Origin of the sequence: Duganella sp. S19_KUP01_CR8, assembly GCF_036688705.1 — a bacterium.
Classification (GTDB): domain Bacteria; phylum Pseudomonadota; class Gammaproteobacteria; order Burkholderiales; family Burkholderiaceae_D; genus Rugamonas.
In genome coordinates this window covers 56,810-80,542 of the sequence record NZ_JAQQPR010000005.1, presented here as the reverse complement: position 1 = coordinate 80,542, position 23,733 = coordinate 56,810, and the positions used below count along the sequence as shown (strand labels likewise).

Here is a 23,733-nt window from a genome sequence, read left to right as displayed (position 1 = left end):
ACTAACCTAAGTTTTTAAGAATCCAGTTACTACCATTATCGTCGAGAACCAGAGCGCGATCGCACTCGAACTCGTCCAGTTCGTTGCTGTGACCCGGCATACTTTGGATCACGACTTCGCCGGACTTGCGCAGTTCGGCGATTTTTTCCTTCAATTCCGGCGCATTGCCCCACGGCGCGCGGATCGAATGCTTGCGCTCCGCGGTCGGCAACAGGCGCGCCAGTTCGCGCAGGTCGAGCGAGAAGCCGGTGGCGGGACGCGCCCGGCCGAAGGCCTCGCCTACGTGATCGTAACGGCCGCCGCGCGCCACCGCGTTCGGCAGGCCCGGCACGTACAGCGCAAACATCGCGCCGCTTTCGTACTGATAGCCGCGCAGGTCGGCCAGGTCGATCGCCACTTCGGCGCGATTGATGGCCGAGGCCGCCAATGCGGCCAGCTCGGCCAGCGCCTTGCCGATGCCCGGCAGGTCCGGCAGCACTTCGCGCGCGCGCTTCAATACTTCGACGTCGCCGTACAGATTCGGCAATGCCAGCAGCGCGTCGCGCACCACCGGCGAATAATTTTGTGTCAACGCCTGCAGGCCCGGCACGTCTTTGGCGCGCAGCAGCAGGTACAGCTGGGCTTCATCCTTCTTGGCCGCGGCGTCGCCTTCGAGGATGGCGCGCAGCACGCCCACATGCGTCAGGTCCAGCCGCACTTCGGTGAAGCCGGCCAGGGCCAGCGACGCCAGCGCCAGTTCCTGGATCTCGGCATCCGCTTCCAAGCCGGCGTGGCCGTAGATCTCGGCGCCGATCTGCAGCGGCTCGCGGGTGGCGTGCAGGCCCGACGGACGGGTATGCAGCACGCTGCCGGCGTAGCACAGGCGGGTGACCGAGTCGCGGTTCAGCAGGTGGGCGTCGATGCGCGCCACCTGGATCGTCATGTCGGCACGCAGGCCCAGCATGCGGCCCGACAGCTGGTCCACCAGTTTGAAGGTGCGCAGATCGGTATCCTGTCCGGCGCCGGTCATCAGCGACTCCAGGTACTCCAGCAACGGCGGCATCACCAGTTCATATCCGTACAGACGGAAATTATCCAGCATCAGACGACGCAACTCTTCAATCTTGCGCGCTTCCGACGGCAAAACGTCGGCGATATTCTCAGGCAAAAGCCAATTCGGCATGGGGAGGCAGTTTAAAAATGAACAATGTGGCGCACGCGCCGAGGCCCGTGAAGCGGAAGGCCGAACCTGATATTTTACGCGAAAATGCGTTGCGGGAGGGGAAAAAGATACAGCGGCGGTCATTCCCGCGCAGGCGGGAATCCATAGTCAGCATGGATTCCCGCTTTCGCGAGAATGACTAGACAACTTATTTCTTGGCTGGAGCTGCGGCCGGTCCGGCGGCGCCGGAGCCCTTGAAGTACTTGAAGAAGTCCGAGCTCGGATCCATCACCATCACATCGCTGCGATTCTTGAAGGTGGCGCGGTAGGCTTCCAGGCTGCGGTAGAACTTGTAGAACTCCGGGTTCTTGCCGAACGCTTCGGCGTAGATCGCCGAGGCCTTGGCATCGCCCTCGCCGCGGATCTGCTCGGCGTCGCGATACGCTTCGGCGATGATCACGGCGTGCTGGCGGTCGGCGTCGGCGCGGATCTTCTCCGATTCGGCGCTACCGGTCGAACGCAGTTCGTTGGCCACGCGCATGCGCTCTGCCTTCATGCGCTCGTACACCGAGTTGTTGATCTGCTCGACATACTCGACGCGCTTGAGGCGCACGTCGATGATCTCGACGCCGATCTGCGACGATTCCGCCACCACCTTGGCGCGGATCGCCTCCATCACCTTGCCGCGCTGGCCGGAGATCACCTCGCCCACGGTGCGCTTGGTGATTTCCTCGTTCAGCGCCGCCTTGACGATCTGCGACATGCGGTCGCGGGCGCGGCCCTCGTCGCCGCCGAAGGTCACGTAGTACAGCTTGGGCTGGCTCTCGGCACGGCCGATGCGCCACTTGACGAAGCTGTCGACCAGGATGTTCATCTTCTCGGCCGTGATGAAGCGCTCGGCGTCCGGGGTCTCGATGGTCATGATGCGGTTATCGAGGTAGACCACGTTCTGGAACGGCGGCGGCAATTTGAAATGCAGGCCCGGTTCGCGGATGACTTCCTTGATCTGGCCCAGCGCGAACACGATGGCGTACTTGCGCTGGTCGACCACGAACATGGTGGACGACAGCAGCAGGAACGCGACAAAGGCCGCAATGAGGGTACTGGCTATGCGGTTCATTAACGACCCTCCCGTTCACGTAAGGCATCGCGGGCGCGTGAATCGCGCTGGCGACTGACTTCCACCTGCGGCATCACTTCGGCCGGCAGCGCCGACGACGAGGCGGCGGCCTGCGAGGCGGCGCGGGCGGCAGCGGCGGCGCTGTCGGTGGCCGCAGCCTGGGCGATCATCTTATCCAGAGGCAGGTACAGCATATTGCTGCCGGACTTGGCGTCGACCATCACCTTGCTGGTGCTGGTGAAGATCTGCTGCATGGTTTCCAGGTACATGCGGTCGCGCGTGACGCCCGGCGCCTTCTGGTACTCGGCCAGCACCTGCTTGAAGCGCGAGGCGTTACCGGTGGCGTTCTCGGTGATCATGGAGCGATAGCCCTCGGCTTCCTGCAACAGGCGCGAGGCGCCGCCGCGTGCTCTTGGGATCACGTCGTTGGCGTAGGCCTGGCCTTCGTTCTTCTGGCGCTCGCGGTCCTGCCCTGCGCGCACGGCATCGTCGAAGGCGACCTGCACCTGCTCCGGCGGCTGCACCGCCTGCAAGGTCACGTTCGACACCAGCACGCCGGAAGCGTAGCGGTCGAGGATCTGCTGCATCAGCTGCTGGGTTTCGAGGGCGACCTTGTCGCGGCCCTCGTACAGCACGAAGTCCATCTTGTTCTTGCCGACGATTTCGCGGATCGAGGTCTCGGCCACCTGGCGTACGGTTTCCTCCTCGTCGCGGTTGTTCACCAGCCAGGCCACCGGATCCTTCAGCTTGAACTGCACGGCGAACTGGATGTCGATGATGTTTTCGTCATCGGTCAGCATCAGCGATTCGCGCGCCTGCTTGTTCTTGATGTTGTTGCGGTAGCCGATTTCCACCATGCGCATCTGCGAGACCTTGACGGTTTCGTCGCTCTGGAACGGATACGGCCAGCGCCAGTTGAAACCGGAACCGGTCACATGGCTGATCTTGCCGAAGGTGTAGACCACGCCGGCCTGGCCTTCCTGCACGATGAAGGAGCCGCTGGCGAGCCAGATCAGGCCGATCACGGCGCCGATCGCGCCGGCGGTGGCGCGCATGCCGGCCAGGTCGGGGCGAGGACCGCCGCCGTTGCCGCCGCCGTTACCGTCGGGACGATTCTTCTGACCGAAGAAGCTGTTCAGGCGCTGATTGAAATCGCGCCACAGCTGCTCCATGTCAGGCGGCCCTTCGCCGGGCTTCTTGCCTTCATTGGCTTGCGGCTTGCCGTCTTTTTTGCCCGAGCCCCATTGGGGATCGTTCAGCGACAGCTTCAGGCCGAGACGTTTCATAAGTGACGAGACACGCATTAGTGTGATCCGACATGAGTGAGGGTGGGACTGCTATCCGGCTCAGTTGCTTCTTCGCCTGCTTCTACGTCTGCTTCCACGTCAGCCTCCTCGCCAGTGTCGTAAGCCTGATTGAGCCGGGCACCCGGCGCGTTCTTGGCCCATTCCACGATGGCGCCGCGCAGAAGGTCGGTTCCCTGACCGGTGCGGGCGCTGAGGAAAACGCGGGAAATCTTATCACATTCATCCCGCTCGACCGACGGCTCCAGCCCTGCGGCGTCGATCTTGTTCCACACCAGGATCTGCGGGATATGGTCGGCGCCGATTTCCTTGAGCACCAGGTTGACCTGCTCGATCTGCTCCATGCGCACCGGCGACGAAGCGTCGACGACGTGCAGCAGCAAATCGGCATGAATGGTCTCCTCCAGCGTGGCGCGGAACGCCGCCACCAGCTGGTGCGGCAGCTCGCGCACGAAACCGACCGTGTCCGAGATCACCACGTTGCCCACTTCCTGCCCCATGTACACACGGCGCGAGGTGGTGTCCAGCGTGGCGAACAATTGATCTGCGACATACACGCCAGCCTTGGTGACGGCGTTGAACAGCGTCGACTTGCCGGCATTGGTATAGCCGACCAGCGACACCGAGAACGTCTGGCTGCGGCCGCGCGAACGGCGCTGGGTTTCATGCTGCTTGCGCAGCTTGTCCAGGCGCGCGCGCAAGGCCTTGACCCGCTCGCCGATCAGGCGGCGGTCGGTCTCGAGCTGGGTTTCGCCGGGGCCGCGCAAACCGATACCGCCTTTTTGACGCTCGAGGTGGGTCCAGCCGCGGATCAGGCGCGTGGCCAGATGCTGCAGCTGAGCCAACTCCACCTGCAGCTTGCCCTCGTGGGAGGCGGCGCGCTGGGCGAAGATGTCGAGAATCAGGCTGGTGCGGTCCAGCACGCGGATGTTCAGGCGCTTTTCCAGGTTGCGCTGCTGGGCAGGCGACAGGGCGTGATTGAAGATGACGATTTCGATGCGGTGATCCAGCACGGCCAGACCGATTTCATCGGCCTTGCCGCTGCCGACGAAATAGGCGGCGTCCGGGGAGGAACGCTTGGCCGTGATCGTCGTCACCGGTTCCGCACCTGCTGAGCGGGCCAGCAGGTTCAGTTCCTCGACGCTGGCGGCAAAGTCGCCCTGACCGAAATCGATACCGACTAGAGCTGCGCGCATACGACGGTCAAGGCTGGGCGAGTTGAGAAGAAGCAGTGTTGCAAGCGCTTATTCCGCTTCGGATTCAATGTTGAGGTTGACGGCGCGTGCCGGTACCACGGTGGAGATGGCATGCTTATAGACCATCTGGGTCACGGTGTTACGCAGCAGTACGACGTACTGGTCGAACGATTCGATATGGCCCTGCAGCTTGATGCCGTTGACCAGGTAGATCGAGACAGGAACATGCTCTTTGCGCAAGGCATTGAGGAATGGGTCTTGTAACAGTTGCCCTTTGTTGCTCATAACAGCTCCATTTTATGTTGTTGTGTTGGAATTGGAGGCGAAACGCTTAATTTCAAGTACGTGGCCCAGCGAAAGTCAAACAATTTTCGCTGAAACACCGTTCGCCACGCCGGGAATGGTGCTTCTAAGCCACTGTAACCTGTTTTTGTCTTTTTTGCAGGGCGCACCTGCAAAAAAACGCGAATTTTCCGCGTCGTTCCCGCGAAAGCGGGAATCCATAGGCCGCTTGATGTATTGGCTCAGCATGGATTCCCGCCTGCGCGGGAATGACGTTACTTGCCTTGAGTTTTTGCGAACGGGTTCTTGCCGGTGCGCAGTTCGATGCGCAGCGGCGTGCCCACCAGCTGGAAGGTATCGCGGAAATGCTTTTCCAGATAGCGCTTGTACGGCTCGCCGACCGCGTCCAGGGCATTGCCGTGGATGACGATCACCGGTGGATTCATGCCGCCCTGGTGCGCATAACGCAGCTTCGGACGGATCGAACCCTTGCGGCGCGGCTCCTGCTTCTCCACGGCCTCGATCAGGGCGCGGGTCAGCTTAGGCGTCGACAGGTTGCACATGGCGGCGGCGTAGGCCGATTCAACCGACTTCATCAGTGGAGCGATGCCCTGCGACTTCAGCGCCGAGATGAAGTGCATCTTGGCGAAGGACAGGAAGTCCAGCTTGCGGTCGATGTCGATCTTGATCTCGTCGCGCTCGTCGGTGCGCAGGCCGTCCCACTTGTTGACGGCGATCACCAGCGCGCGTCCGGTCTCCAGCACGAAGCCGGCGATGTGGGCGTCCTGCTCGGAGATGTCCTGCTGGGCGTCGAGCATCAGCACGACGACGTTGGCTTCCGAGATCGATTGCAGGGTCTTGACGACCGAGAATTTCTCGATCGCTTCGAACACCTTGCCGCGGCGGCGGATACCGGCGGTGTCGATCAGCGTGTACTGCTTGCCTTCGCGCTCGAACGGAATCTCGATCGAGTCGCGGGTGGTGCCCGGCATGTCGAAGGCGATCACGCGCTCTTCACCCAGCAGGGTGTTGATCAGCGTGGACTTGCCGACGTTCGGACGGCCGACCAGCGCCAGCTTGATGCCGTGCTCGGTCTTTTCCAGTTCCTCGGGATCGTCCGGACGCTGGGCGAAGGCCAGGTCCAGCGCCTCCTCCACCAGGTCGGCGACGCCGTCGCCGTGTGCCGACGAGATCGAGTAAGGCTCGCCCAGTCCCAGTTCGTAGAAGTCGGCGACGACAGAGGTGTAGCGCATGCCTTCCGACTTGTTCACGACCAGCATGACCGGACGGCCGCTTTTACGCAGGAAGTCGGTAATGGTTTTGTCATGCGGCGTCAGGCCCTGGCGGCCGTCGACCAGGAACACGACGATGTCGGCTTCGGCCACGGCCTGCTTGGTCTGCAGCGCCATCTGATGCATGATGCCTTCCTTGGCGACCGGCTCGAAGCCGCCCGTGTCGATGACGAGGAAGGGACGTTCGCCGACACGGCCCTCGCCATAGTGACGATCTCGCGTCAACCCAGGCAAGTCCGCCACCAGCGCATCGCGCGAGCGGGTCAGACGATTAAACAAGGTCGATTTCCCTACATTGGGTCGACCCACTAGTGCGATTACCGGCTTCATTTTATTACTCGACCGCGAGAGCGGTCACTGTCCCTGATTGGGTTTGGAAAATCAAATTCGTGCCGGCGATGACAGGGTCCGATTGGATCGGGCTGCCGTCGGTCGCGGCGCGACCTATTAATGCGCCATCTTCCCGTGACAGGAGATGGACATAACCCTGGTAGTCGCCCACGGCAATTGCACGGCCGTAGGAAACTGGCGTCGACAGGCGGCGGTAAGCCAGCTTGTCGTTCTTCCAGGCGTTGCTGCCGTTTTCACGGCTATAGGCTGCAACTTCACCTTTGTCGTCGGAGACGAATACAAAACGCTGGTCCACCGCCACGCCCACGTCGGACGAAGCAGGCTTGCTCCAGTGCGGCGCGCCGGTGATGGCGTCGAAACAGGCCACGCGGCCCTGGTACGACACGGCGCAAACATCTTTTTCCAGTATCACCGGGGTGCCGGCGATGTCGGTGACGCGTTCCAGCTCGGTGGCGCCGCGCGGTTCGCCGACCACCACTTCAAAGCGCTGCAGGCCGGTGGCCAGCACCAGCGCCAGCAGCTTGCCGCCCGGCTGGGCCACGTACACGTTAGGGCCGTTGACCACCATGCCCGGCGCGTTGCGCAGGGTCAGGGCCGGCGTGGTGCGGGTGACGTTCCAGCGCTTGGCGCCGGTCTTGGCGTCATACGCGGTGATCAGGTTGTCGACGCTGCGCACGATGACCATGCCGCCGCCCACCACCGGCGACGACAGCACTTCGCTGCTGGCCTGGGCTTTCCACAGCTGCTTGCCGCTGGCGTCATACGCGAGGATAACACCCTTGACGCCGCCGACCACAATCACCTCGCCGTCGCTGCCGACGCCGGCGGTCAAATCGGTGCCGGTCTTGACGCGCCATTGTTCCTTGCCGGTGGCCGCGTTCAGGCGCGCCAGCGCGCCGTCGGCGTCGGCCACGTACAGGCTGTCGCCCACCAGCGCCGGGGTAAAGACGGCGGTGCCGGCCTTGCCCATCGAGTATTTCCAGACCGTCTTGGGCGTGGTGCCGCCCTTCAGCTCAACCAGCGGCGCCGGTTGGTTCTTGGTATCTTTGGACGAGAACAAGGAACAACCGGCCAACATCGCAAACACGCTTGCAGCAATAACTTTTTCGGTAATACGCATAAATTTTCAACCTTGATCGTTACGTACATCGTCGCCCCCGCGAAGGCGGGGGTCCATGCTGAATATGATCAGCATGGATTCCCGCCTGCGCGGGAATGACGCTGGGTTATGCGGCGTCCTTGGCGGCCGGCACGGAGCCGCCGATGGCTTCAAACTTCAGCTGGATCAGCTGGCGGCCCGGGTTCTTCTTGTCGGTGGCGTCCAGCGCGGCCTGGTAGGCGGCGCGGGCTTCCACCAGCTTGTTCTGCGCGACCAGGATGTCGCCCTTGCGGTCGGCCACGGAGCCGGCGAACTGCGGCGACACGTCGCCTGCCAGCACCTTCAGCGCTTCATCGTAGGCTTTCTCGTCCAGCAGCAGGCCGGCCAGGCGTACCTTGGCCACCGCCTTGAACTCGTCGCCGCCATGCTCGGCCGCCCATTGCAGCTGGGCCTTGGCCGATTTCAGGTCGTTCGCTTCAAAGCTGCTCTTGGCCGCCACCAGTGCGCTCATCGAGGCGTAGGCGGTGTTGCCGAATTTGCTTTCCATGTCGCCGGCGGCGCGCAGCACCTTGGCGTTGTCTTTCGCGGTCACCGCCGCCTGCACTTCGTCGTACAGCGCCGCGGCTTGCATCGACTGGTTGCGCTGGTAGTAGTTCCAACCGGTGAAACCCGAATACGCGGCCAGGCCGGCGATCAGCACCCACGAGGTCAGATTGCCGTACTTGTCCCACCATGCTTTGAGGGTTGCAATTTGTTCTTGTTCTTCGAGATCGTATGCCATGTCAGTTCGTCTGCTAGAGGTTAAATAAACGCGGGTTATTGAAAGTACGGCTTAGTGATTGCAATGCTCGTCGTGCACGTGGTGGTGATGGTCGCCGCTGTCGGTGATCTGGTCGACCACGAAATCGACGACGTCGTCGAACGGCACCGTCGATTGCTGTGCTGCGCCCTCTTCCGCGCGCATCGCCTTGACGCTGGCGGTGTGGTTGGCCACTTCGTCTTCACCGATGATGACGGCGAACGAGGCGCCGCTGCCATCGGCTTTTTTCATCTGGGTCTTGAAGCTGCCAGGGCCGTTGGCGGTCGAGGCGTGCATCACCACGTCCAGGCCGGCGTCGCGCAGGCGTTCGCCCAGCACGAAGGCTTGCAGCTGCGCCGCTTCGCCCTGGTGCACCAGGTAGACGTCGCATTGGTCAGGCGCGGCCGGCTCGCCGGCTTCCTTCATCAGTTCCAGCAGGCGCTCGATGCCCATCGCGAAACCGACGGCGGGCGTCGGCTTGCCGCCGAAGGAAGCGATCAGCGGATCGTAACGGCCGCCGGCGCACACGGTGCCTTGCGAGCCCAGTGCGTCCGTCACCCATTCGAACACGGTGCGGTTGTAGTAATCGAGGCCGCGCACCAGGCGCGGGTTGATCACGTACGGGATGTTGTTGTGGTCGAGGATCTTGCGCACGCCGTTGAAGTGCGCCAGCGATTCTTCGCCCAGGTAGTCCAGCAGCTTCGGCGCGGCGGTGACGATTTCCTGCAACGCCGGATTCTTGGTGTCCAGGATGCGCAGCGGGTTGCTGTGCAGGCGGCGCTTGGCTTCGGCGTCCAGCACGTCCTCGTGCTGTTCCAGATACGCGATCAGGTCGACGCGGTGGCGCGCGCGCTCTTCGGCGTCGCCGATCGAGTTCAGTTCGAGCCGGATGTTTTCCAGGCCCAGGTCATCCCACAGGCGGCGGCATAGCATGATCATTTCGGCGTCGACGTCCGGGCCGTTAAAACCGACGGCTTCACAGCCGAACTGGTAGAACTGGCGATAGCGGCCGCGCTGCGGACGCTCGTGGCGGAACATCGGGCCGGTGTACCACAGGCGCTTAGGACCTTCGTAGACCAGGTTATGCTCGATCACCGCGCGCACCGTGCCGGCCGTGCCTTCAGGGCGCAGGGTCAGCTTGTCGCCGTTCATCGAGTCTTCGAACGAGTACATTTCCTTTTCCACGATGTCGGTCACGGCGCCGATGGCGCGCGCGAACAGCGCGGTGTTTTCCACGATCGGCGTGCGGATCTGCTGGAAGCCGTAGCTTTGCACCACCGATTGCGCGGTGTTCTCGAACAGCTGCCACAGATGCGAATCGGTCGGCAGGATGTCGTTCATGCCTTTGACGGCGACAATTTTTTCAGTTTTGGACATATTCTTGGCTGTAATTCTTTTTCACGTAATTCAGTACGATTTCCTGGAACTCTTCCACGATGCGCTCACCGCGCAAGGTGGCGAACTTGGCGCCGTCGACGAACACCGGCGCGGCCGGCGATTCGCCGGTGCCCGGCAGGCTGATGCCGATGTTGGCGTGCTTCGATTCGCCAGGGCCGTTGACGATGCAACCCATCACGGCCACGTTCATCGCCTCCACGCCCGGATAGGTCTTTTTCCACTCCGGCATCTGGTCGCGCAGATAGGTCTGGATGTTGTCGGCCAGTTCCTGGAAGGTGGTCGAGGTGGTGCGGCCGCAACCCGGGCACGCGATCACCATCGGCGTAAATTTGCGCAGGCCCATGGTCTGCAGGATCTCCTGGCCGACCACGACTTCCTTGGTGCGGTCGCCGCCCGGTTCCGGCGTCAGCGAGATGCGGATGGTGTCGCCGATACCCTCTTGCAGCAGCACCGACAGCGCGGCCGTCGAAGCGACGATGCCCTTGCTGCCCATGCCCGCTTCGGTCAGGCCCAGGTGCAGCGGATAGTCGCAGCGCTTGGCCAGTTCGCGGTACACGGCGATCAAGTCCTGCACGCCCGAGACCTTGCACGACAGGATGATCTTGTCGCGGCCCAGGCCCAGTTCCTCGGCGCGCACGGCGTTCTCGATGGCCGAGGTAATCAACGCCTCGTACATCACCGCCTGTGCGGACCACGGCTCGGCGCGGCCGGCGTTTTCGTCCATGATGCGGGCCAGCAGCGCCTGATCCAGGCTGCCCCAGTTGACGCCGATGCGCACCGGCTTGTCGTAGCGCGCGGCCACTTCGATCATCTGCGCAAACTGCGTATCGCGCTTGGCGCCCTTGCCGACGTTGCCCGGGTTGATACGGTACTTCGACAGCGCCTTGGCACACTCCGGATAATCGTTCAACAGCGTGTGGCCGTTGTAATGGAAGTCGCCGACCAACGGCACGTCGATCTCCATCTTGTCCAGCTGTTCGCGGATATACGGCACCGCGGCGGCAGCTTCCGGACGGTCCACCGTCAGGCGCACCAGTTCCGAACCGGCGCGCGCCAGTTCCTTGATCTGGATCGCGGTCTCGATCACGTTGGCGGTGTCGGTATTGGTCATCGACTGCACCACCACGGGGGCGTCGCCGCCCACCCAGATCTTGCGCTGGCCGTGCATCACCAGCACGCTGCGGCTGGCGCGGCGATTCAATGGTCCCGAAGGAATAGCTGTTTGCGTTGAAGACATGATCGTTCTATTCGTACTTATTTGATATTGACGCGCGAAATCGTGCCGCCTGCGACCGGCGGCAACGCCAGCGGCGCGCCGCCCAACGTGGCTTCCACGCCGGTCGGTTTGCCGACGATCAGCAGCGCCGCATCCTTGATGTCAAAGGTCTCGGTGCTGCCGGCTTTCACCAGCCGCGAAATCAGCGGCGTCGTGCCCGGGCGGCGGATTTCCACCCACGAATCCTGCGTTACCTTCAGCACCAGCTGGGTGCCGTTGGCCGTCGCCGCAGCGGCGGCAGGCGGCGATACTTGCGCGATTGGCGCGGCAGGAACAGGCGCCGGTGCAGGCACCGCAGCGGCCGGCGTGGCCGCTGCCGGCGCCGCATCCGTCGCCGCGCCTTGCGGCGGCACCGAAATCAGCGGCACGCTAGGCGACTGCAACGGCGCGGTTTCCTGGCCCGGCTTGGCCAGCGTGGTCTCGATCGGCGCAAGCGCCACGTCGGCCGGCTTGGGCGCCTCGACGGCTGCGCTGGCGCTGGCCGCTTCGTCCTTGTCCGAGCGCTGGAACAGCGTGGCCGGAATCAAACCGGCCTGATAGGCGTAGGCGCCGGCGGCGGCAACCACCACCACGACGGCGACGCCCACCAGCCATGCGGCCGGACCTGGCGAACGGCCCGTCATCGACGGGAAGCGCGACTCGGTGAAGGTGGCCGCGATTTCCTTGCGCGGCGGCGCCGCTTCATGGCTGGTTGGCGAGATAACTTCGATCATCGCCACCAGCGGCGTGGCGTCCAGCTTCACAACCTTGGCGTAGGCGCGCACAAAGCCGCGCACCACGGCCATATTCGGCAGCGCGGCGTAGTCGCCCGCTTCCAGCGCCTTGACCTGGCGCGGCGCCAGTTTCAGTTGATCGGCAATCTGTTCGACCGTCAGCCCCATCGCTTCACGCCGGGCTGCCAGTTGTGCTCCGGGCGTGGCCAGGCTGCTGCCCTGGTCCTTTGGCGGTTCTGCCCACTCTGAATTCATTGGTATCCCTGTCTCACTCATCAAACGCCCCACGTTGATAAGCAGCATACTCGGTCGAACCGGGGTGGTGGCGGCGCAATTGCGTCGCCCAGCTGGTTTCCGCACCCGTGTCGCCCACTCTATGCTGCACCTTAATCCCGAGCCACAGCACATCGGCCGTCAGGCTCTCCATCTTTGCCACCTTGTTCAGACGGGTAATGAAGAAATTGGCGCGCACATAATCGCGCTTTTCAAAATAAACCCGCGCCAGATTGGCGTTGGTGGCCGGCAGGTCGGGCGTCAACTGCAAGGCTTGCAGCAGATAACGCTCCGCGCTGGCGTAATCCTTGATCTTCAATGCGCAGGAACCGGCGTTGTTCGCGGCGTTGGCCGGCGAACGGTAGGCACGGTTGCCCAGCGCCGCATCGAACAGCGGCAGCGCCTCGGCCACGCGGCCGGCCTGGCACAGGAAAGAGCCGTAATTGTTGGCCAAATCCGGATTCGCCGGCGCCAGCTTGCGGGCGCGGACGAAGTTGTCTTCGGCCAGGCCCTGCTCGCCCATCGCCTGGTAAATCAGGCCGCGCATGCCGTAGCCGTCGGCGTAGTTCGGATCGGCGGCCAGCGCCAGCTTGACCTCGTCCAGCGCGAAGGTGTACTGCGCCTGCTCGAAGTAGCCGACCGCCAGCTGCATGCGGATCTCCACCTTGCGCTGCGCGGCTGTCTGGTCCGACACGGTGGTCAGCTCGGCCTGGCCGCTCTTGCCGCGTTCAGGTCCCGGCGACGCACAGCCGGCCAACGCCCCTGCCGCGCACAAGGCGACGAGACTGAGCCGGCTACGCTGCGCCAGGAAGGTCATCAGGAACGGATCTCCACGATCTTGCCGAAGTCAGCGCCGAATTTCTGCTGGTACTCGGCCATTTTTTCCATGCGCTGGGCGACCTTGGTGCGGTCCTGGACTTCGCCGGCCAGCTGGCCGCAGGCGGCGTCGATATCGTCGCCGCGCGTCTTGCGGATGGTGGTGACGATGCCGCCGTCGACCAGGATCTGGGCGAAGGCCTTGATGCGCGGGTTCTTGGAGCGCAGCAGGCCCGATTCCGGGAAGGGATTGAACGGAATCAGGTTGAATTTGCAGTTGACGCCGAACTCGCGGTCCTGCACCAGGGCCAGTAGTTCGCGGGCGTTCTCGTCGGAGTCGTTGACGCCGTCGAGCATGCAGTACTCGAAGGTGATGAAGTCGCGCGGCGCAAACTCCAGGTAGCGCTTGCAGGCGGCCATCAGCTCTTTGAGCGGGTATTTTTTGTTCAGCGGGATCAGGCTGTCGCGCAGCTTGTCGTTCGAGGCGTGCAGCGAGACGGCCAGCGCCACCGGCACTTCCTGCGACAGCTTGTCCATCATCGGCACCACGCCGGAGGTGGACAGGGTCACGCGGCGGCGCGACAGGCCGTAGGCGTTATCGTCCAGCATCAGCTTGAGGGCGGTGGCGGTCGGCTCGAAGTTCAGCAGCGGCTCACCCATGCCCATCATGACCACGTTGGTGATCTGGCGTTCGCCTTTCGGGCCGGGCTCGATGCCCTTGGTGCGGCGCAGTTCGAATTCCGCCATCCACAGCTGGCCGATGATTTCGCCGACGCTGAGGTTGCGCGAGAAGCCTTGCTTGCCGGTCGAGCAGAAGCGGCAGTTGACGGCGCAGCCGGCCTGGGTCGAGATGCACAGCGTGCCGCGGTTCTCTTCCGGGATGAACACGGTTTCGACCGCGTTGCCGTTGCCGACGTCGACCAGCCATTTGCGGGTGCCGTCGGTGGACGTGTGGTCGCTGATGACGGCCGGCGCCGTGACGTGGGCGCGGGTTTTCAGTTTGTCGCGCAGCGACTTGGCCAGATCGGTCATGCTGTCGAAATCCGACGCACCGAATTGGTGGATCCAGCGTTGCAGTTGCTTGGCGCGGAACGGCTTCTCTCCCAACTCGGCGCAGTAAGCGATAAGTTGCGCGGGATCGAAGTCCAGCAAGTTGGTCAGAGGTGCGTTCATATTCTGGTTCAAAACAGTACTAATCATTTTTTTCCGTTTCCGCACCGCAGTGCGGAAACGGATCTACTAAAAATTACTTACCGAAGAAGTAAGCGATTTCAACTTGTGCAGCTTCGACAGCGTCGGAACCGTGAACAGCGTTAGCGTCGATCGAGTCGGCGAAGTCGGCGCGGATGGTGCCTTTTTCAGCCTTCTTAGGATCGGTAGCGCCCATCAGTTCGCGGTTTTTCAGGACTGCGTTTTCGCCTTCCAGAGCCTGGATCATGACTGGACCGGAGACCATGAAGTCAACCAGATCCTTGAAGAAGCCGCGCTCTTTGTGCGCAGCGTAGAAGCCTTCAGCTTCTTCACGCGACAGTTGCTTCATTTGAGCAGCAACGATCTTCAGGCCAGCGCCTTCGAAACGGCTGTAGATTTGGCCGATTACGTTTTTTGCAACTGCGTCTGGTTTGATGATCGACAGGGTGCGTTCGATTGCCATTTAAAAAACTCCAATAAAAAGAAAGGTTTAAAACAAAATTGATAACTCAATCAACCTTTGATTTTACCATAGAACACCCCATATACCGAGAATCAGGCATAGATAAGCTTGCAAGAGCGACCATAAATTAGGACTATGGCTAGATTAAGCCATCTTTAAGCGGGTTTCAGGGCCTATTTTGCGCATTTTTACCCCGGCGTGCTATGCTTTTGGCAAGCGGTATTCGAATCACTATGAAGGAGGTTCCTTATGAACAACATGCAAAACACCTACGACCTGGCGGGAAGCCGTCAGTCGGTGCAGCACAAAGTGCTGCGCAACACCTACTGGCTGCTGGCGCTGTCGATGGTGCCGACCATCTTTGGCGCGGCGCTGGGCGTCTCGCTGCACCTGCCGCTGGGCGGCGGACTGATGACACTGCTGTTCCTGGCGGTGGCCTTCGGTTTCATCTGGGCGATTGAAAAGAACAAGGATTCCGGCCTGGGCGTGGCCCTGCTGCTGGGTTTCACCTTCTTCATGGGACTGATGCTGACGCCTTTGCTGTCGCGCATCCTGGGCTTCTCCAACGGCGGTTTCCTGATCATGACCGCGTTTGGCGGCACGGCGACGGTATTCGCGGTGCTGGCGACCGTGGCCACCGTCTCGAAGCGCGACTTCTCGGGCATGGGCACGTGGCTGTTCGCGGGCGTGGTGGTGATTTTGCTGGCCTCGATCGCCAACATCTTCCTGAACATCCCGGCGCTGGCGATTGTGATCTCGGTGGTAGCGATCGCGATCTTCTCGGCCTACATCCTGTATGACGTACAGCAGATCATCAACGGCGGCGAGACCAACTACATCCGCGCCACGCTGAACATCTACCTGGACGTGTACAACATCTTCGTCAACCTGCTGTCGCTGCTGGGCATCTTCGGCGGCAACCGCGACTAAGCGAACCCGCAACACCCTCGAAAGCCGGCCTAGCGCCGGCTTTTTTATTTCACTGACCCGTCATTCCCGCGAAGGCGGGAATCCATGCTGAGCCACTCGGGACGCGGCCTATGGATTCCCGCTTTCGCGGGAATGACGGCGCCCCGGCCGTCAGCGGACATGGAAACGGGTGGTGGCGACGACTTGGGCGTTGGCGTCGATCAGGGCCAGCTGGTGGGCGCCGGGGACGGGGCGCCAGGCGTAGTCGGCGTTGGCTTGGCCGAGGTCGGCGCCGTCCAGGCGCCAGTACAGGCCCTTCCCTGCCTGGGCCTGGAAGAAGACGCGCTGGACGGCGTCCGGGATGTCGGGGTCGATGGCGATGATGCTGGCCTCGCCCGGATACAGAATCTTCGCCGCGCGCTGTGTATCCTGCACCAGCGCGATGACCGGAGTTTCGGTGCCGGCGATGAACCACTCGCCGCGCGCCGACTCCACCGCCGGCTGGTAGACGATCTGCTGGCGTAGCACGCCCGCCGGGGGTTGCGGTGCGCGGCCGGCCTGGCCACGGTGCAGGTAATCCATCACGTCGCGCCACACCGGCGCCGCGCCGGTGACGCCGGAAACATCCCACATCGACTGGCCGTCGAAATTACCGACCCAGACGCCGACCGTGTATTTATCCGAGTAACCCATGCACCAGTTGTCGCGCATGTCCTTGCTGGTACCGGTCTTGACCGCGCTCCAGAAGGTGGTGGCCAGCTCGTTCTTCAAGCCGAAGGTCAGGCTGCGCGCGGCGCGGTCGGACAGGATGTCGCCGACGATGAAGGCGGCCCTGGCATCCAGCGCCCGGCGCGACGTGGGCGCAGGCGCAGCACCGGCGCGCGACCCCAGTGTCACCGCACCGTACATGCCGCCGTTGGCCAGCGTGCGATACGCGTTGCTCAACTCCAGCAGCGACACCTCGGCGGAACCCAGCGCCAGCGAATAGCCGTAAAAGTCTGGCGACTCGGTCAGGCTGCTCAGCCCTACGTCATGCAGGCGCTCGTAGAAGCGCTCCATGCCTGTCATCACCAGCGTGCGCACCGCCGGCACATTGAGCGAACTGGCCAGACTGGTGCGCACGCTGACGTGGCCCTTGAAGTCCTTGTCATAGTTCTGCGGGATGTACAGGCCGGACGGCGTGGAGATATCGATCGCGGTGTCGTCCATCACCGAGGCCGCCGTGATCAGCTTGCGCTCCAGCGCCAGCTCGTACAGAAAGGGCTTGAGCGTGGACCCGGCCTGCCGCAACGCCGCCACGCCATCGACCTCGCCGCCGCCGGCGTTGCCGACGTAGGCCAGGATCTCGCCGCTGGCGTTATCCAGCACCACCAGCGCACCGTCGTTGACGTTGCGCTCCCTCAGCGTCATCAACTGCTGGCGCAAGGCCGTTTGCGCGTAACGCTGCAAATCGCCATCGAGCGTGCTGCGCACCGCCTGGCCGCCACTGGCGCCGGTCAACAGCTGCTGCGCCACTTGCGGCGCCGGCGGCAGCTCGGCCGCCAGTAACGGACGGCCCATCGCGACCAGGGTCCGCAGCTCGATCTCATTGCAGGTGGCCGGCGCCTTGAGCTCGCGCGACAGCGCGCACGCGCGCTGCCACACCACCTTGGGCGCCGCGCCCGGCCCGCGCAACAGGCTGGCCAGGATCATCGATTCGGTCAGGTTCAATCCCGACGGCGCCTTGCCGAACAAGCCGCGCGCCGCCGCGCCCACGCCTTGCAGCTCGCCGCGGAAGGACACCAGGTTCAGATACGCTTCCATGATCTGCGGCTTGGTCCACGTCGCGTCGAGCTGGCGGGCGGCCTTGATCTGGTCCCACTTCTGGCCCCAGCTGCGGCCCTTGGCCGATGCTTGCAGATGCGGGTCCAACTGGGCCGCCAGTTGCATGGTGATGGTGGAGGCGCCGCGCGGACGGCTGCGGAACAGGTTGTCCCAGGCGGCCTTGGTTGCCGCGCTCCAGTCGACGCCTCCGTGTTCGTAGAAACGCTGGTCTTCGGCTTGCAGCACCGCCGCCGGCAGGCTGGGTGAGATGTCGGCCAGCGCCACCCACGGCAGGCGGCGCACCTTCATGTCGATGCGCAGCGATTGCACCGGCTGGCCGTGGCGGTCCAGCAGTTGGGCTTCCGAGGAGCGGTAGGCGGCGCGCACCTGCTCCGGCGTCGGCACGCCGGTGGATGCGGCGGCGGCACCGGCTGGACCGGCTGGACCGGCTGCGCCGGCGGCCGGTGCGCCTTGCGCGGCGCCGGCCAGCGCCAGCAGTGTTGCCGCAATCAGTTTCATTTAACGCTCATCGGTGCATTCGGCGCTTCGCCAAACATCTCCGGGCTGTACATCGCTTCGACGCGCGTGGTCGGCAGGTTGAACTGGCCCGGATTATTCAAGCGCACAGTGTACTCCACGCTCCACTTGCCTTTCGGGACAAACTGATAGAACGCGTGATAGCCCTCGAAGGTGCGCTCCTCGAACACCGGCCAGGTCCAACCGCTGTTCTTGTTGCCGCTGCTGAGCAATCGCGAATCGCGTCCCAGCCCGGAGCCCAGCACCGTGGCGCTGGCCGGGATCGGATCGTCCACCACCACCCAGGTCATGTCCGACTGCGCTTCCAGATCCAGATGCACGCGATAGACGTCACCGCGCGACCAGACGCCGGCCTTCTTCTGCTCCACCGGCGTGATGGTCTTGGCGATCTTGTAGCCGCTCGATACCGGCGTCCTCAGAGGCAATGCGGCCAGCGTCTGCACCGTCACCCACGGCTTGCCCGTGCCGGCGTGGGCCAGTTCCAGCTCGCCGCTGCCGCGCGGCCATGGCAGCAGCGCGCTGCCGCCCTTGGTCGCGCCGCCGAAGGCGATGCTCTTGCTGGCCTGCCCCAGCGTGGCGCTGCTGGTGCCGGTCACCGCCACGTTCTCGAACTTCTGCGAAAAGCGGTCAATCGCCAGCGTGCCCCAGGCATTGGCCACCGTCGTGCCCCAGCGGCCCTTCTTCTGCCGTCCCAGCGCGCCGCGCGCCAGGCGGCCGATATCTTCCTTCCAGGCCGGGTTGTCGACCATCGCCAGCAGCAACCGGTTGGCGTTACTGTCGGCGGAGGCCATCAGCCACCACCAGTCGTCGGTGCGTTCGGTTGAGAAGCCCATCGTCGTGCCTTGCAGGTTCAGGCGCGAACGCAGGATCTGGTCCGCCTGCGCCAGTCGCTGCGCGTGCTGCGGCAGCTTGGGCGAGCGCTTGAGCACCAGGTACCAGTCGATGACGGCGGACGTCGGCCACAAATTCGGCTCGACCGAGAACGACTCCAGCGCCTCCGGCAGGATGCCGTTGGAACGCGACAGCGCCTCCAGCGCGGCCATCTTGCGGATCGCCAGGTCGGCGGTCGGTAGCGACGAGTAGCGCGTCACCTTGCCCTGCACGAAGGCCATCAGGCCACTCTCCATGCGCCCCTTCAGTTCATCGGGAATGACGTAGCCGGCTTCCTGCGAGGCCGACAGCACGTAGGCGGTCAACGTATCGGAGCCCTGCTGCATGCTGGCGAAGTACTTGACCAAGCCATCGGCGTCCAGATGCGCAGGCAGCGTATCGACCGCCGACTGCCACATCGTCTTGTCGTGCAGCGCGATGGCGCGCGAGCTGACCTGCTCGAAGCAGCGGTATGGATAAGCGCTCATGTAGTCGCGCACGCCCGGCAGGTCACTACCGAGCCTGGCGCTGAACTGTGCCTGCACACCGCCGCGTCCCGGCAACGCATCGTCCGGCAAGCGCACCTGCATGGACTGCTTGCCATCAAGCTGCAGCAAGGTCGCCTGCGTGGTGCGGACCGGCACGGCGGCCACCACCTTCTGCTTGACCTTCAGCCGGTCGCGCGACGCCGCACCGCCCTCGCCATCAGTTACGATGCTGGCGCTCACGTCCCACGCCAACGAGCTGACGGACGGCGGCACCTGGTAATCCCAGCCTATATCCTGCGCCTGCCCCGCCTCCAGCGCCACCTGCTGCGGCGCCAGCGCCTTGCCGCCCGCATTGGCGGTCAGCGCCACCTTGACGGCGGCATTGGTGGTATTACGCAGCGTGAAGCCGGCGCGGAAGCGATCGCCCTCGCGCACCAGCGCGGGCAGGCCTGACAGCAGTATCAGATCCTGCGAGCTGCGCACCTCGGTGCGGCCGGTGCCGAACAAATCGGCGTCGGCGCTGGCGATGGCGACGATGCGGAAGGCCGTCAGCGAGTCGTTGATCGGCACCTGCACCGTGGCTTCGCCGTTGGCGTCCAGCGTGACGCGAGCCTTCCAGAACAGCAGCGTATCGAACAGCTCACGCCCCGCGCCCTTGCCGCCGCCACCGCCATGCGGCACGGCCTTGCGGCCGAAGTGGCGCTTGCCGACCACCTGCATCTGCGCGGTCGCCGTCTCCACTTGCAGACTGCGCTGCTGCATCATCGCTTCCAGCAGATCCCAGCTGGTGTTGGGCATCAGCTCCAGCAGGCCGACATCGACCGCCGCCAGCGCCACCTCGGCGCCTGCCGGCGGCGCCGAGCCGTCCGAACGCGTGACCTTGACCGCCACGGTGGCCTTGTCGCGGATGTTGTAGACCGGCTTGTCGGCCGTGACCTGCACCTTCAATTCATTGGCTGACCAGCCCACCCGCAGCGGCGTGATCCCCAGCTTGTAGGCGGGCTTGCCCAGGTCGACCAGCGCGGTCGGCTGCACGCTGGCCACGCGGCCGCGCACCACCAGCGCCGATACGTACACATTGGGCGCGTAGCTGTTCTTGACCGGGATGGTGAACACCGGCGAGCTGCCCGACAACGGCCGCACATAGGTATCGATGATGCCTTCGCGCTCCACGGTGATCAAAGCAGTCGCTTCGCGAAACGGCATGCGTACCTGGAAGCTGGCCGTTTCGCCCGGCTCGTAGCGCTTCTTCTCCGGCAGCAGGTCGATGCGGTCGTTGTCGGTGGCGTTGAACCACCAGTCGGCGCCGTCGGCCACCCAAGTTTCGCGGTTGGTCATCGCAACGCGCTGTTGGCCGTCCTGCGTTTTGGCGCGCAGGATCAGGTTGCCCGACGCGGGCGCCTTGACCTGGCAGATCAACAGGCCCTTGTCGTCGGTCTTGCCTTCGCAAGCGGCGCCCAGCGCCTTGACTTCGTTGTTGTTCTCGTAGGCGTAGAAGCCCCCGATCAAACGCCGGCGATGCGAGTACGATTGCCGCTGGAAGAAGTCCACCGACACCGGCGCATCGGCCACCGGCTTGCCTTGCAGGTCCAGCACCACCACCTGGAATTTCAGCGCGTCCTTGCTCAGCACCCAGCCGTCCGGCTGAATGCCGATCACGTAGCTGGACGGCCACAATGGTATGCGTGTAGAGACGGACAGCGTTTCGCCGTTGGCGTCCTGGTAGGACATTTCTGCCGTCAGGTCGTGCGGCGTTTGCACCGTCGGCAGCTGGTCCAGCGTGACGCGCGCGCCGCCGGCCTTGTCCAGCGTGAGGCTGCGGGTCTTGATGCCGGACGGGCCGCTGACCGCGCCGCCGTTGGCATCGGCGTCGGCCTCGCCCTCCTCGAACATGCCTTCGTCTTCATCGAAGGCGCCGTTGCTGCGCTCCACCCCGACCTTGACGTCGCCGGCGCTGAAGGTAAAATCCGCATAGTCCTCAAAGTTGACCGCCTTGTCCTGCACCACGGTGCGCAGCTGCACGGCCGCGCCACCGGCGCCGCCGCCGGACAGGTAGCTGAGCTGCACATCCAGGTCCACAGCCGGCGCCTGGATGGCCGGCGTCTTCGGTCCTTGCAGGATGGCCTTCATGGTCGGCACGCGGAACTGTTCGACGCGGAAGCGTCCCGCCGTGCGGCCGCCCAGCATGACGGAGTACCAGCCCTGCTTGGCGTCGGCCGGTATCGCCCACTGGTTTTCCGCGCTGCCGTTGGCGTTCCAGGCGATCGGCAGCTCATATTTCTGCTCGCTCCCTTCGTGCATGACGAAGATGCTGCCCGGCCGCGCCTTACGCGACGCATCGTTCGCGCCGACCAGCGCGATGCCCTGTTCGACATGGCGGCGCAGGAAATGCTTCATATGCACCGTTTCGCCGGCGCGCAGCAGCGTGCGGTCGAATACGGTGGCGGCGATGACGTTGTCGGCGTTGCTGCCTTCGGTCGGCAGGTTGAAGCGCCAACTCTCGATGCCGCGCGTCCAGCTGGACAGCGTAAAGGTCATGTCCGCGCCATTGCGCGCGCTGATGAAGTAGCCGCCGGCGGATTCGCAGCTGCTCTCTGGCAGTTCCTTCGCGATGCTGGCTACGCCCATGTTGTTGGTGACGCCCTGCCATATCTGCTTGCCGGCGCAATCGCGCACCGTCACCTGCGCTTGCGGCACCGGCTTGCCCTTGTCCAGCGACGTCACCCACACCAGCGACGACTGCGCGCCGCGCTTGAAGTGCGCCACCATATTGGTCACCAGCGCCGCCGTGCTGACATAGGCGGTGGATGGCTTGTCGTTCAGCGCCGCGCCCAGCTTGGGGCTGGCCAGTTCGACCACGTAGAAGCCCGGCTTGCGCAGCGGGATGCCGACCACCTCGAAGGCCTGGCGTCCGCCCGGCTTGGGCATGGTGAAGCGCTCGACCGCGCCGACCGGCGCCTTCTTGCTCTCGCCCAGCAGCGGCTGATACAAGGCCTCGCCATACAGCTCCCGCGGTTCCCAGCCATAGCCGGAAAGGCGGCGCAGCCAGGACATGACCTGCCGGTCCTGCTCATCCTGCGCGACGCCGCCGTCGTTGACGCGCAAGGACGCGCCGTCGACCCGCGACGTGCGCCCGGCCAGCGTGCCCTCGACATTGCGCACCGTGACCGGCAGCAGGCGGTCGCCCTTGGCCTCGATGATGCCGAAGCGCGCCGGGAACTTGACCAGCGGCGGCTGCACGTCCATCTGCACCGCCATCGGGAAGCGCGCCTGATTCAGCAAGGGTCGGTTGGCGTCGTCCTTCAAGCCGGCCGGCAGCGACAGCATCAGTTTGGACTTCTCCGGGAACGGACCTTCAATGGTCAGCCAGCTGACGTAATCGGCCTTGGCTTCTTCCTTGTTGACGCTGGCCTTGAAGACTTTGCCGCCAGAGCCGGTCAACTTGATGGCCAGGGCATCGGCCATGCGGATCGGCGCGGTGAACTCCAGGCGGGCAGGCAGGAAGGGGATGCAGCCGCCGTCGGTTTTCAGTCTGTCGCAACTGAACTTGGCGGTGAACTCGGGGCGCGTCTTGTACGACCAGGTCTGCTCCTGCGTGGTCGCGATGCCGCTGTCCGCCGCGATGCCCGCGCCCCAGACCAGCGAAACTTCCGCGTTCGCAGGCAGGCGGCGCTTGCATTGCAGGACCGCCAGCGGCAGCTTTTCCAGGCGCTTGCTGCGCACCGTCGCGGTGGCGCCCCACACCACGCCGCGCGCCTTGAAGTAGATGGTCAGGTAGCGGTCCATGAAGGACTTGCGCTGTTCCAGTATCTGCTCGCGCTCCGCGCCGGCCAGCACCCGCACGCCGATTTTTTCGTTGATGCCTTCGGCGCGGCACCACGCATGCGCGGCCACGGTGTCGTCGCTGGCCGGCGCGTCCAGGCCGAGGATGAAGATCTGCTGCTCGTCGATATCCGCCGCGCCCTCGCGCGGCATCGATTGCACGATGGCGGGACCGCCGGTGTTAAAGGCGAAACGGCGCTCACCGGATAGCGGCTTGCCCGCCAGGTCCTTCGCGTCCAGCTTCAGCGTGAAACTGCATGCCACGCCGGCCGGCAGGTCGCGGACGAAATCGTAGCTCCAGTTTTTGCCGTCGATCCAGCGGCCCTTGCCCTCTTCCGGACAATCGACGGTGAACGGATCGCCCAGGCGCATGTCGCCCAATGGGACCATCTGGCCGCTGAAGCGCGCGGTCGCCTGCCGCACGCCTTTGACGACGCCGGAAGGAGAAAAGGAGGTGACGGAAGTCTGGGCCAGGACGGCCAGCGGCAGGCTGCACAAGGCGGCCATGCTGATAAAGCGAGACAGGAGGCGCATGCCAACTCCGGTGCTGATGAGGAATCAGACCAGTGTTGCAAACGCCCCCAGCAATG

Annotated in this window: 17 protein-coding genes; 1 reads left to right on the top strand and 16 read right to left on the bottom strand. The window is 64.0% G+C overall.

Annotation, left to right across the window (positions count from 1 at the left end):
* Nucleotide 1: 1 nt before the first annotated feature.
* The 14 genes from V6M89_RS06620 to ndk all read right to left on the bottom strand — a co-directional run bounded on the left by V6M89_RS06620 (nucleotide 2) and on the right by ndk (nucleotide 14,714).
* Nucleotides 2-1,162 (bottom strand): ATP phosphoribosyltransferase regulatory subunit, encoded by a 1,161-nt coding sequence (locus V6M89_RS06620; RefSeq protein ID WP_332852457.1) that lies wholly within the window; start codon nucleotides 1,160-1,162, stop codon nucleotides 2-4.
* Nucleotides 1,163-1,349: 187 nt separating this feature from the next.
* The gene (gene hflC / locus V6M89_RS06615) at nucleotides 1,350-2,261 is read right to left on the bottom strand and encodes a protease modulator HflC (RefSeq protein ID WP_332852456.1); all 912 of its coding nucleotides are present in this window, start codon (nucleotides 2,259-2,261) and stop codon (nucleotides 1,350-1,352) included.
* Complete coding sequence (hflK, locus tag V6M89_RS06610; RefSeq protein ID WP_332852455.1) at nucleotides 2,261-3,547, bottom strand: FtsH protease activity modulator HflK; 1,287 nt, start codon at nucleotides 3,545-3,547, stop codon at nucleotides 2,261-2,263. The genes hflC and hflK overlap by 1 nt, the downstream gene beginning before the upstream one ends.
* 17 nt (nucleotides 3,548-3,564) lie before the next feature.
* On the bottom strand, nucleotides 3,565-4,761 hold the full coding sequence (hflX, locus tag V6M89_RS06605; RefSeq protein ID WP_332852454.1) for a GTPase HflX: 1,197 nt from the start codon (nucleotides 4,759-4,761) through the stop codon (nucleotides 3,565-3,567).
* Between the two features lie 48 nt (nucleotides 4,762-4,809).
* A complete protein-coding gene (hfq, locus tag V6M89_RS06600) occupies nucleotides 4,810-5,046 on the bottom strand; it encodes an RNA chaperone Hfq (RefSeq protein WP_008450615.1) in 237 nt (78 codons plus the stop codon).
* A gap of 272 nt (nucleotides 5,047-5,318) precedes the next feature.
* Entirely contained in the window at nucleotides 5,319-6,665 is a 1,347-nt protein-coding gene (der, locus tag V6M89_RS06595) for a ribosome biogenesis GTPase Der (RefSeq protein ID WP_332852453.1), read from the bottom strand.
* Nucleotides 6,666-6,669: 4 nt separating this feature from the next.
* A complete protein-coding gene (gene bamB / locus V6M89_RS06590) occupies nucleotides 6,670-7,806 on the bottom strand; it encodes an outer membrane protein assembly factor BamB (protein ID WP_332852452.1) in 1,137 nt (378 codons plus the stop codon).
* Nucleotides 7,807-7,912: 106 nt separating this feature from the next.
* On the bottom strand, nucleotides 7,913-8,566 hold the full coding sequence (locus V6M89_RS06585) for a YfgM family protein (protein WP_332852451.1): 654 nt from the start codon (nucleotides 8,564-8,566) through the stop codon (nucleotides 7,913-7,915).
* 51 nt (nucleotides 8,567-8,617) lie between these two features.
* Nucleotides 8,618-9,961, bottom strand: a complete 1,344-nt coding sequence (hisS, locus tag V6M89_RS06580) for a histidine--tRNA ligase (RefSeq protein WP_332852450.1) — start codon at nucleotides 9,959-9,961, stop codon at nucleotides 8,618-8,620.
* Nucleotides 9,948-11,219, bottom strand: a complete 1,272-nt coding sequence (gene ispG, locus V6M89_RS06575) for a flavodoxin-dependent (E)-4-hydroxy-3-methylbut-2-enyl-diphosphate synthase (RefSeq protein ID WP_332852449.1) — start codon at nucleotides 11,217-11,219, stop codon at nucleotides 9,948-9,950. Before ispG ends, hisS begins: the two co-directional genes overlap by 14 nt.
* A 17-nt stretch (nucleotides 11,220-11,236) precedes the next feature.
* A complete protein-coding gene (locus tag V6M89_RS06570; RefSeq protein WP_332852448.1) occupies nucleotides 11,237-12,226 on the bottom strand; it encodes a helix-turn-helix domain-containing protein in 990 nt (329 codons plus the stop codon).
* A gap of 13 nt (nucleotides 12,227-12,239) precedes the next feature.
* Nucleotides 12,240-13,061, bottom strand: a complete 822-nt coding sequence (gene pilW / locus V6M89_RS06565; protein WP_332852447.1) for a type IV pilus biogenesis/stability protein PilW — start codon at nucleotides 13,059-13,061, stop codon at nucleotides 12,240-12,242.
* Entirely contained in the window at nucleotides 13,061-14,233 is a 1,173-nt protein-coding gene (gene rlmN, locus V6M89_RS06560; protein WP_332852446.1) for a 23S rRNA (adenine(2503)-C(2))-methyltransferase RlmN, read from the bottom strand. Before rlmN ends, pilW begins: the two co-directional genes overlap by 1 nt.
* 73 nt (nucleotides 14,234-14,306) lie before the next feature.
* Nucleotides 14,307-14,714 carry a nucleoside-diphosphate kinase gene (gene ndk, locus V6M89_RS06555; protein WP_020701986.1) on the bottom strand — a complete coding sequence of 136 codons (408 nt, stop codon included), beginning with the start codon at nucleotides 14,712-14,714 and terminating at the stop codon, nucleotides 14,307-14,309.
* A 249-nt stretch (nucleotides 14,715-14,963) separates the two neighbouring features.
* On the opposite strand from ndk, the gene V6M89_RS06550 reads away from it, so the two are divergent.
* A complete protein-coding gene (locus tag V6M89_RS06550) occupies nucleotides 14,964-15,644 on the top strand; it encodes a Bax inhibitor-1/YccA family protein (RefSeq protein WP_332852445.1) in 681 nt (226 codons plus the stop codon).
* Nucleotides 15,645-15,794: 150 nt separating this feature from the next.
* On the opposite strand, the gene pbpC is transcribed toward V6M89_RS06550, so the two are convergent.
* Nucleotides 15,795-17,945, bottom strand: coding sequence for a penicillin-binding protein 1C (gene pbpC / locus V6M89_RS06545; protein WP_332852444.1), 2,151 nt, complete (start codon nucleotides 17,943-17,945; stop codon nucleotides 15,795-15,797).
* Nucleotides 17,942-23,677, bottom strand: a complete 5,736-nt coding sequence (locus V6M89_RS06540) for an alpha-2-macroglobulin family protein (protein WP_332852443.1) — start codon at nucleotides 23,675-23,677, stop codon at nucleotides 17,942-17,944. The genes pbpC and V6M89_RS06540 overlap by 4 nt, the downstream gene beginning before the upstream one ends.
* Nucleotides 23,678-23,733 lie beyond the last annotated feature (56 nt).

Coding starts and splice junctions, on each gene's coding strand:
- hfq (WP_008450615.1), bottom strand. CDS start 5,046: ATGAGCAACAAAGGGCAACTGTTACAAGACCCATTCCTCAATGCCTTG.
- pilW (WP_332852447.1), bottom strand. CDS start 13,061: ATGACCTTCCTGGCGCAGCGTAGCCGGCTCAGTCTCGTCGCCTTGTGC.
- V6M89_RS06620 (WP_332852457.1), bottom strand. CDS start 1,162: ATGCCGAATTGGCTTTTGCCTGAGAATATCGCCGACGTTTTGCCGTCG.
- bamB (WP_332852452.1), bottom strand. CDS start 7,806: ATGCGTATTACCGAAAAAGTTATTGCTGCAAGCGTGTTTGCGATGTTG.
- hflK (WP_332852455.1), bottom strand. CDS start 3,547: ATGAAACGTCTCGGCCTGAAGCTGTCGCTGAACGATCCCCAATGGGGC.
- hflC (WP_332852456.1), bottom strand. CDS start 2,261: ATGAACCGCATAGCCAGTACCCTCATTGCGGCCTTTGTCGCGTTCCTG.
- ispG (WP_332852449.1), bottom strand. CDS start 11,219: ATGTCTTCAACGCAAACAGCTATTCCTTCGGGACCATTGAATCGCCGC.
- ndk (WP_020701986.1), bottom strand. CDS start 14,714: ATGGCAATCGAACGCACCCTGTCGATCATCAAACCAGACGCAGTTGCA.
- V6M89_RS06570 (WP_332852448.1), bottom strand. CDS start 12,226: ATGAATTCAGAGTGGGCAGAACCGCCAAAGGACCAGGGCAGCAGCCTG.
- V6M89_RS06550 (WP_332852445.1), top strand. CDS start 14,964: ATGAACAACATGCAAAACACCTACGACCTGGCGGGAAGCCGTCAGTCG.
- V6M89_RS06585 (WP_332852451.1), bottom strand. CDS start 8,566: ATGGCATACGATCTCGAAGAACAAGAACAAATTGCAACCCTCAAAGCA.
- der (WP_332852453.1), bottom strand. CDS start 6,665: ATGAAGCCGGTAATCGCACTAGTGGGTCGACCCAATGTAGGGAAATCG.
- rlmN (WP_332852446.1), bottom strand. CDS start 14,233: ATGAACGCACCTCTGACCAACTTGCTGGACTTCGATCCCGCGCAACTT.
- pbpC (WP_332852444.1), bottom strand. CDS start 17,945: ATGAAACTGATTGCGGCAACACTGCTGGCGCTGGCCGGCGCCGCGCAA.
- hisS (WP_332852450.1), bottom strand. CDS start 9,961: ATGTCCAAAACTGAAAAAATTGTCGCCGTCAAAGGCATGAACGACATC.
- hflX (WP_332852454.1), bottom strand. CDS start 4,761: ATGCGCGCAGCTCTAGTCGGTATCGATTTCGGTCAGGGCGACTTTGCC.
- V6M89_RS06540 (WP_332852443.1), bottom strand. CDS start 23,677: ATGCGCCTCCTGTCTCGCTTTATCAGCATGGCCGCCTTGTGCAGCCTG.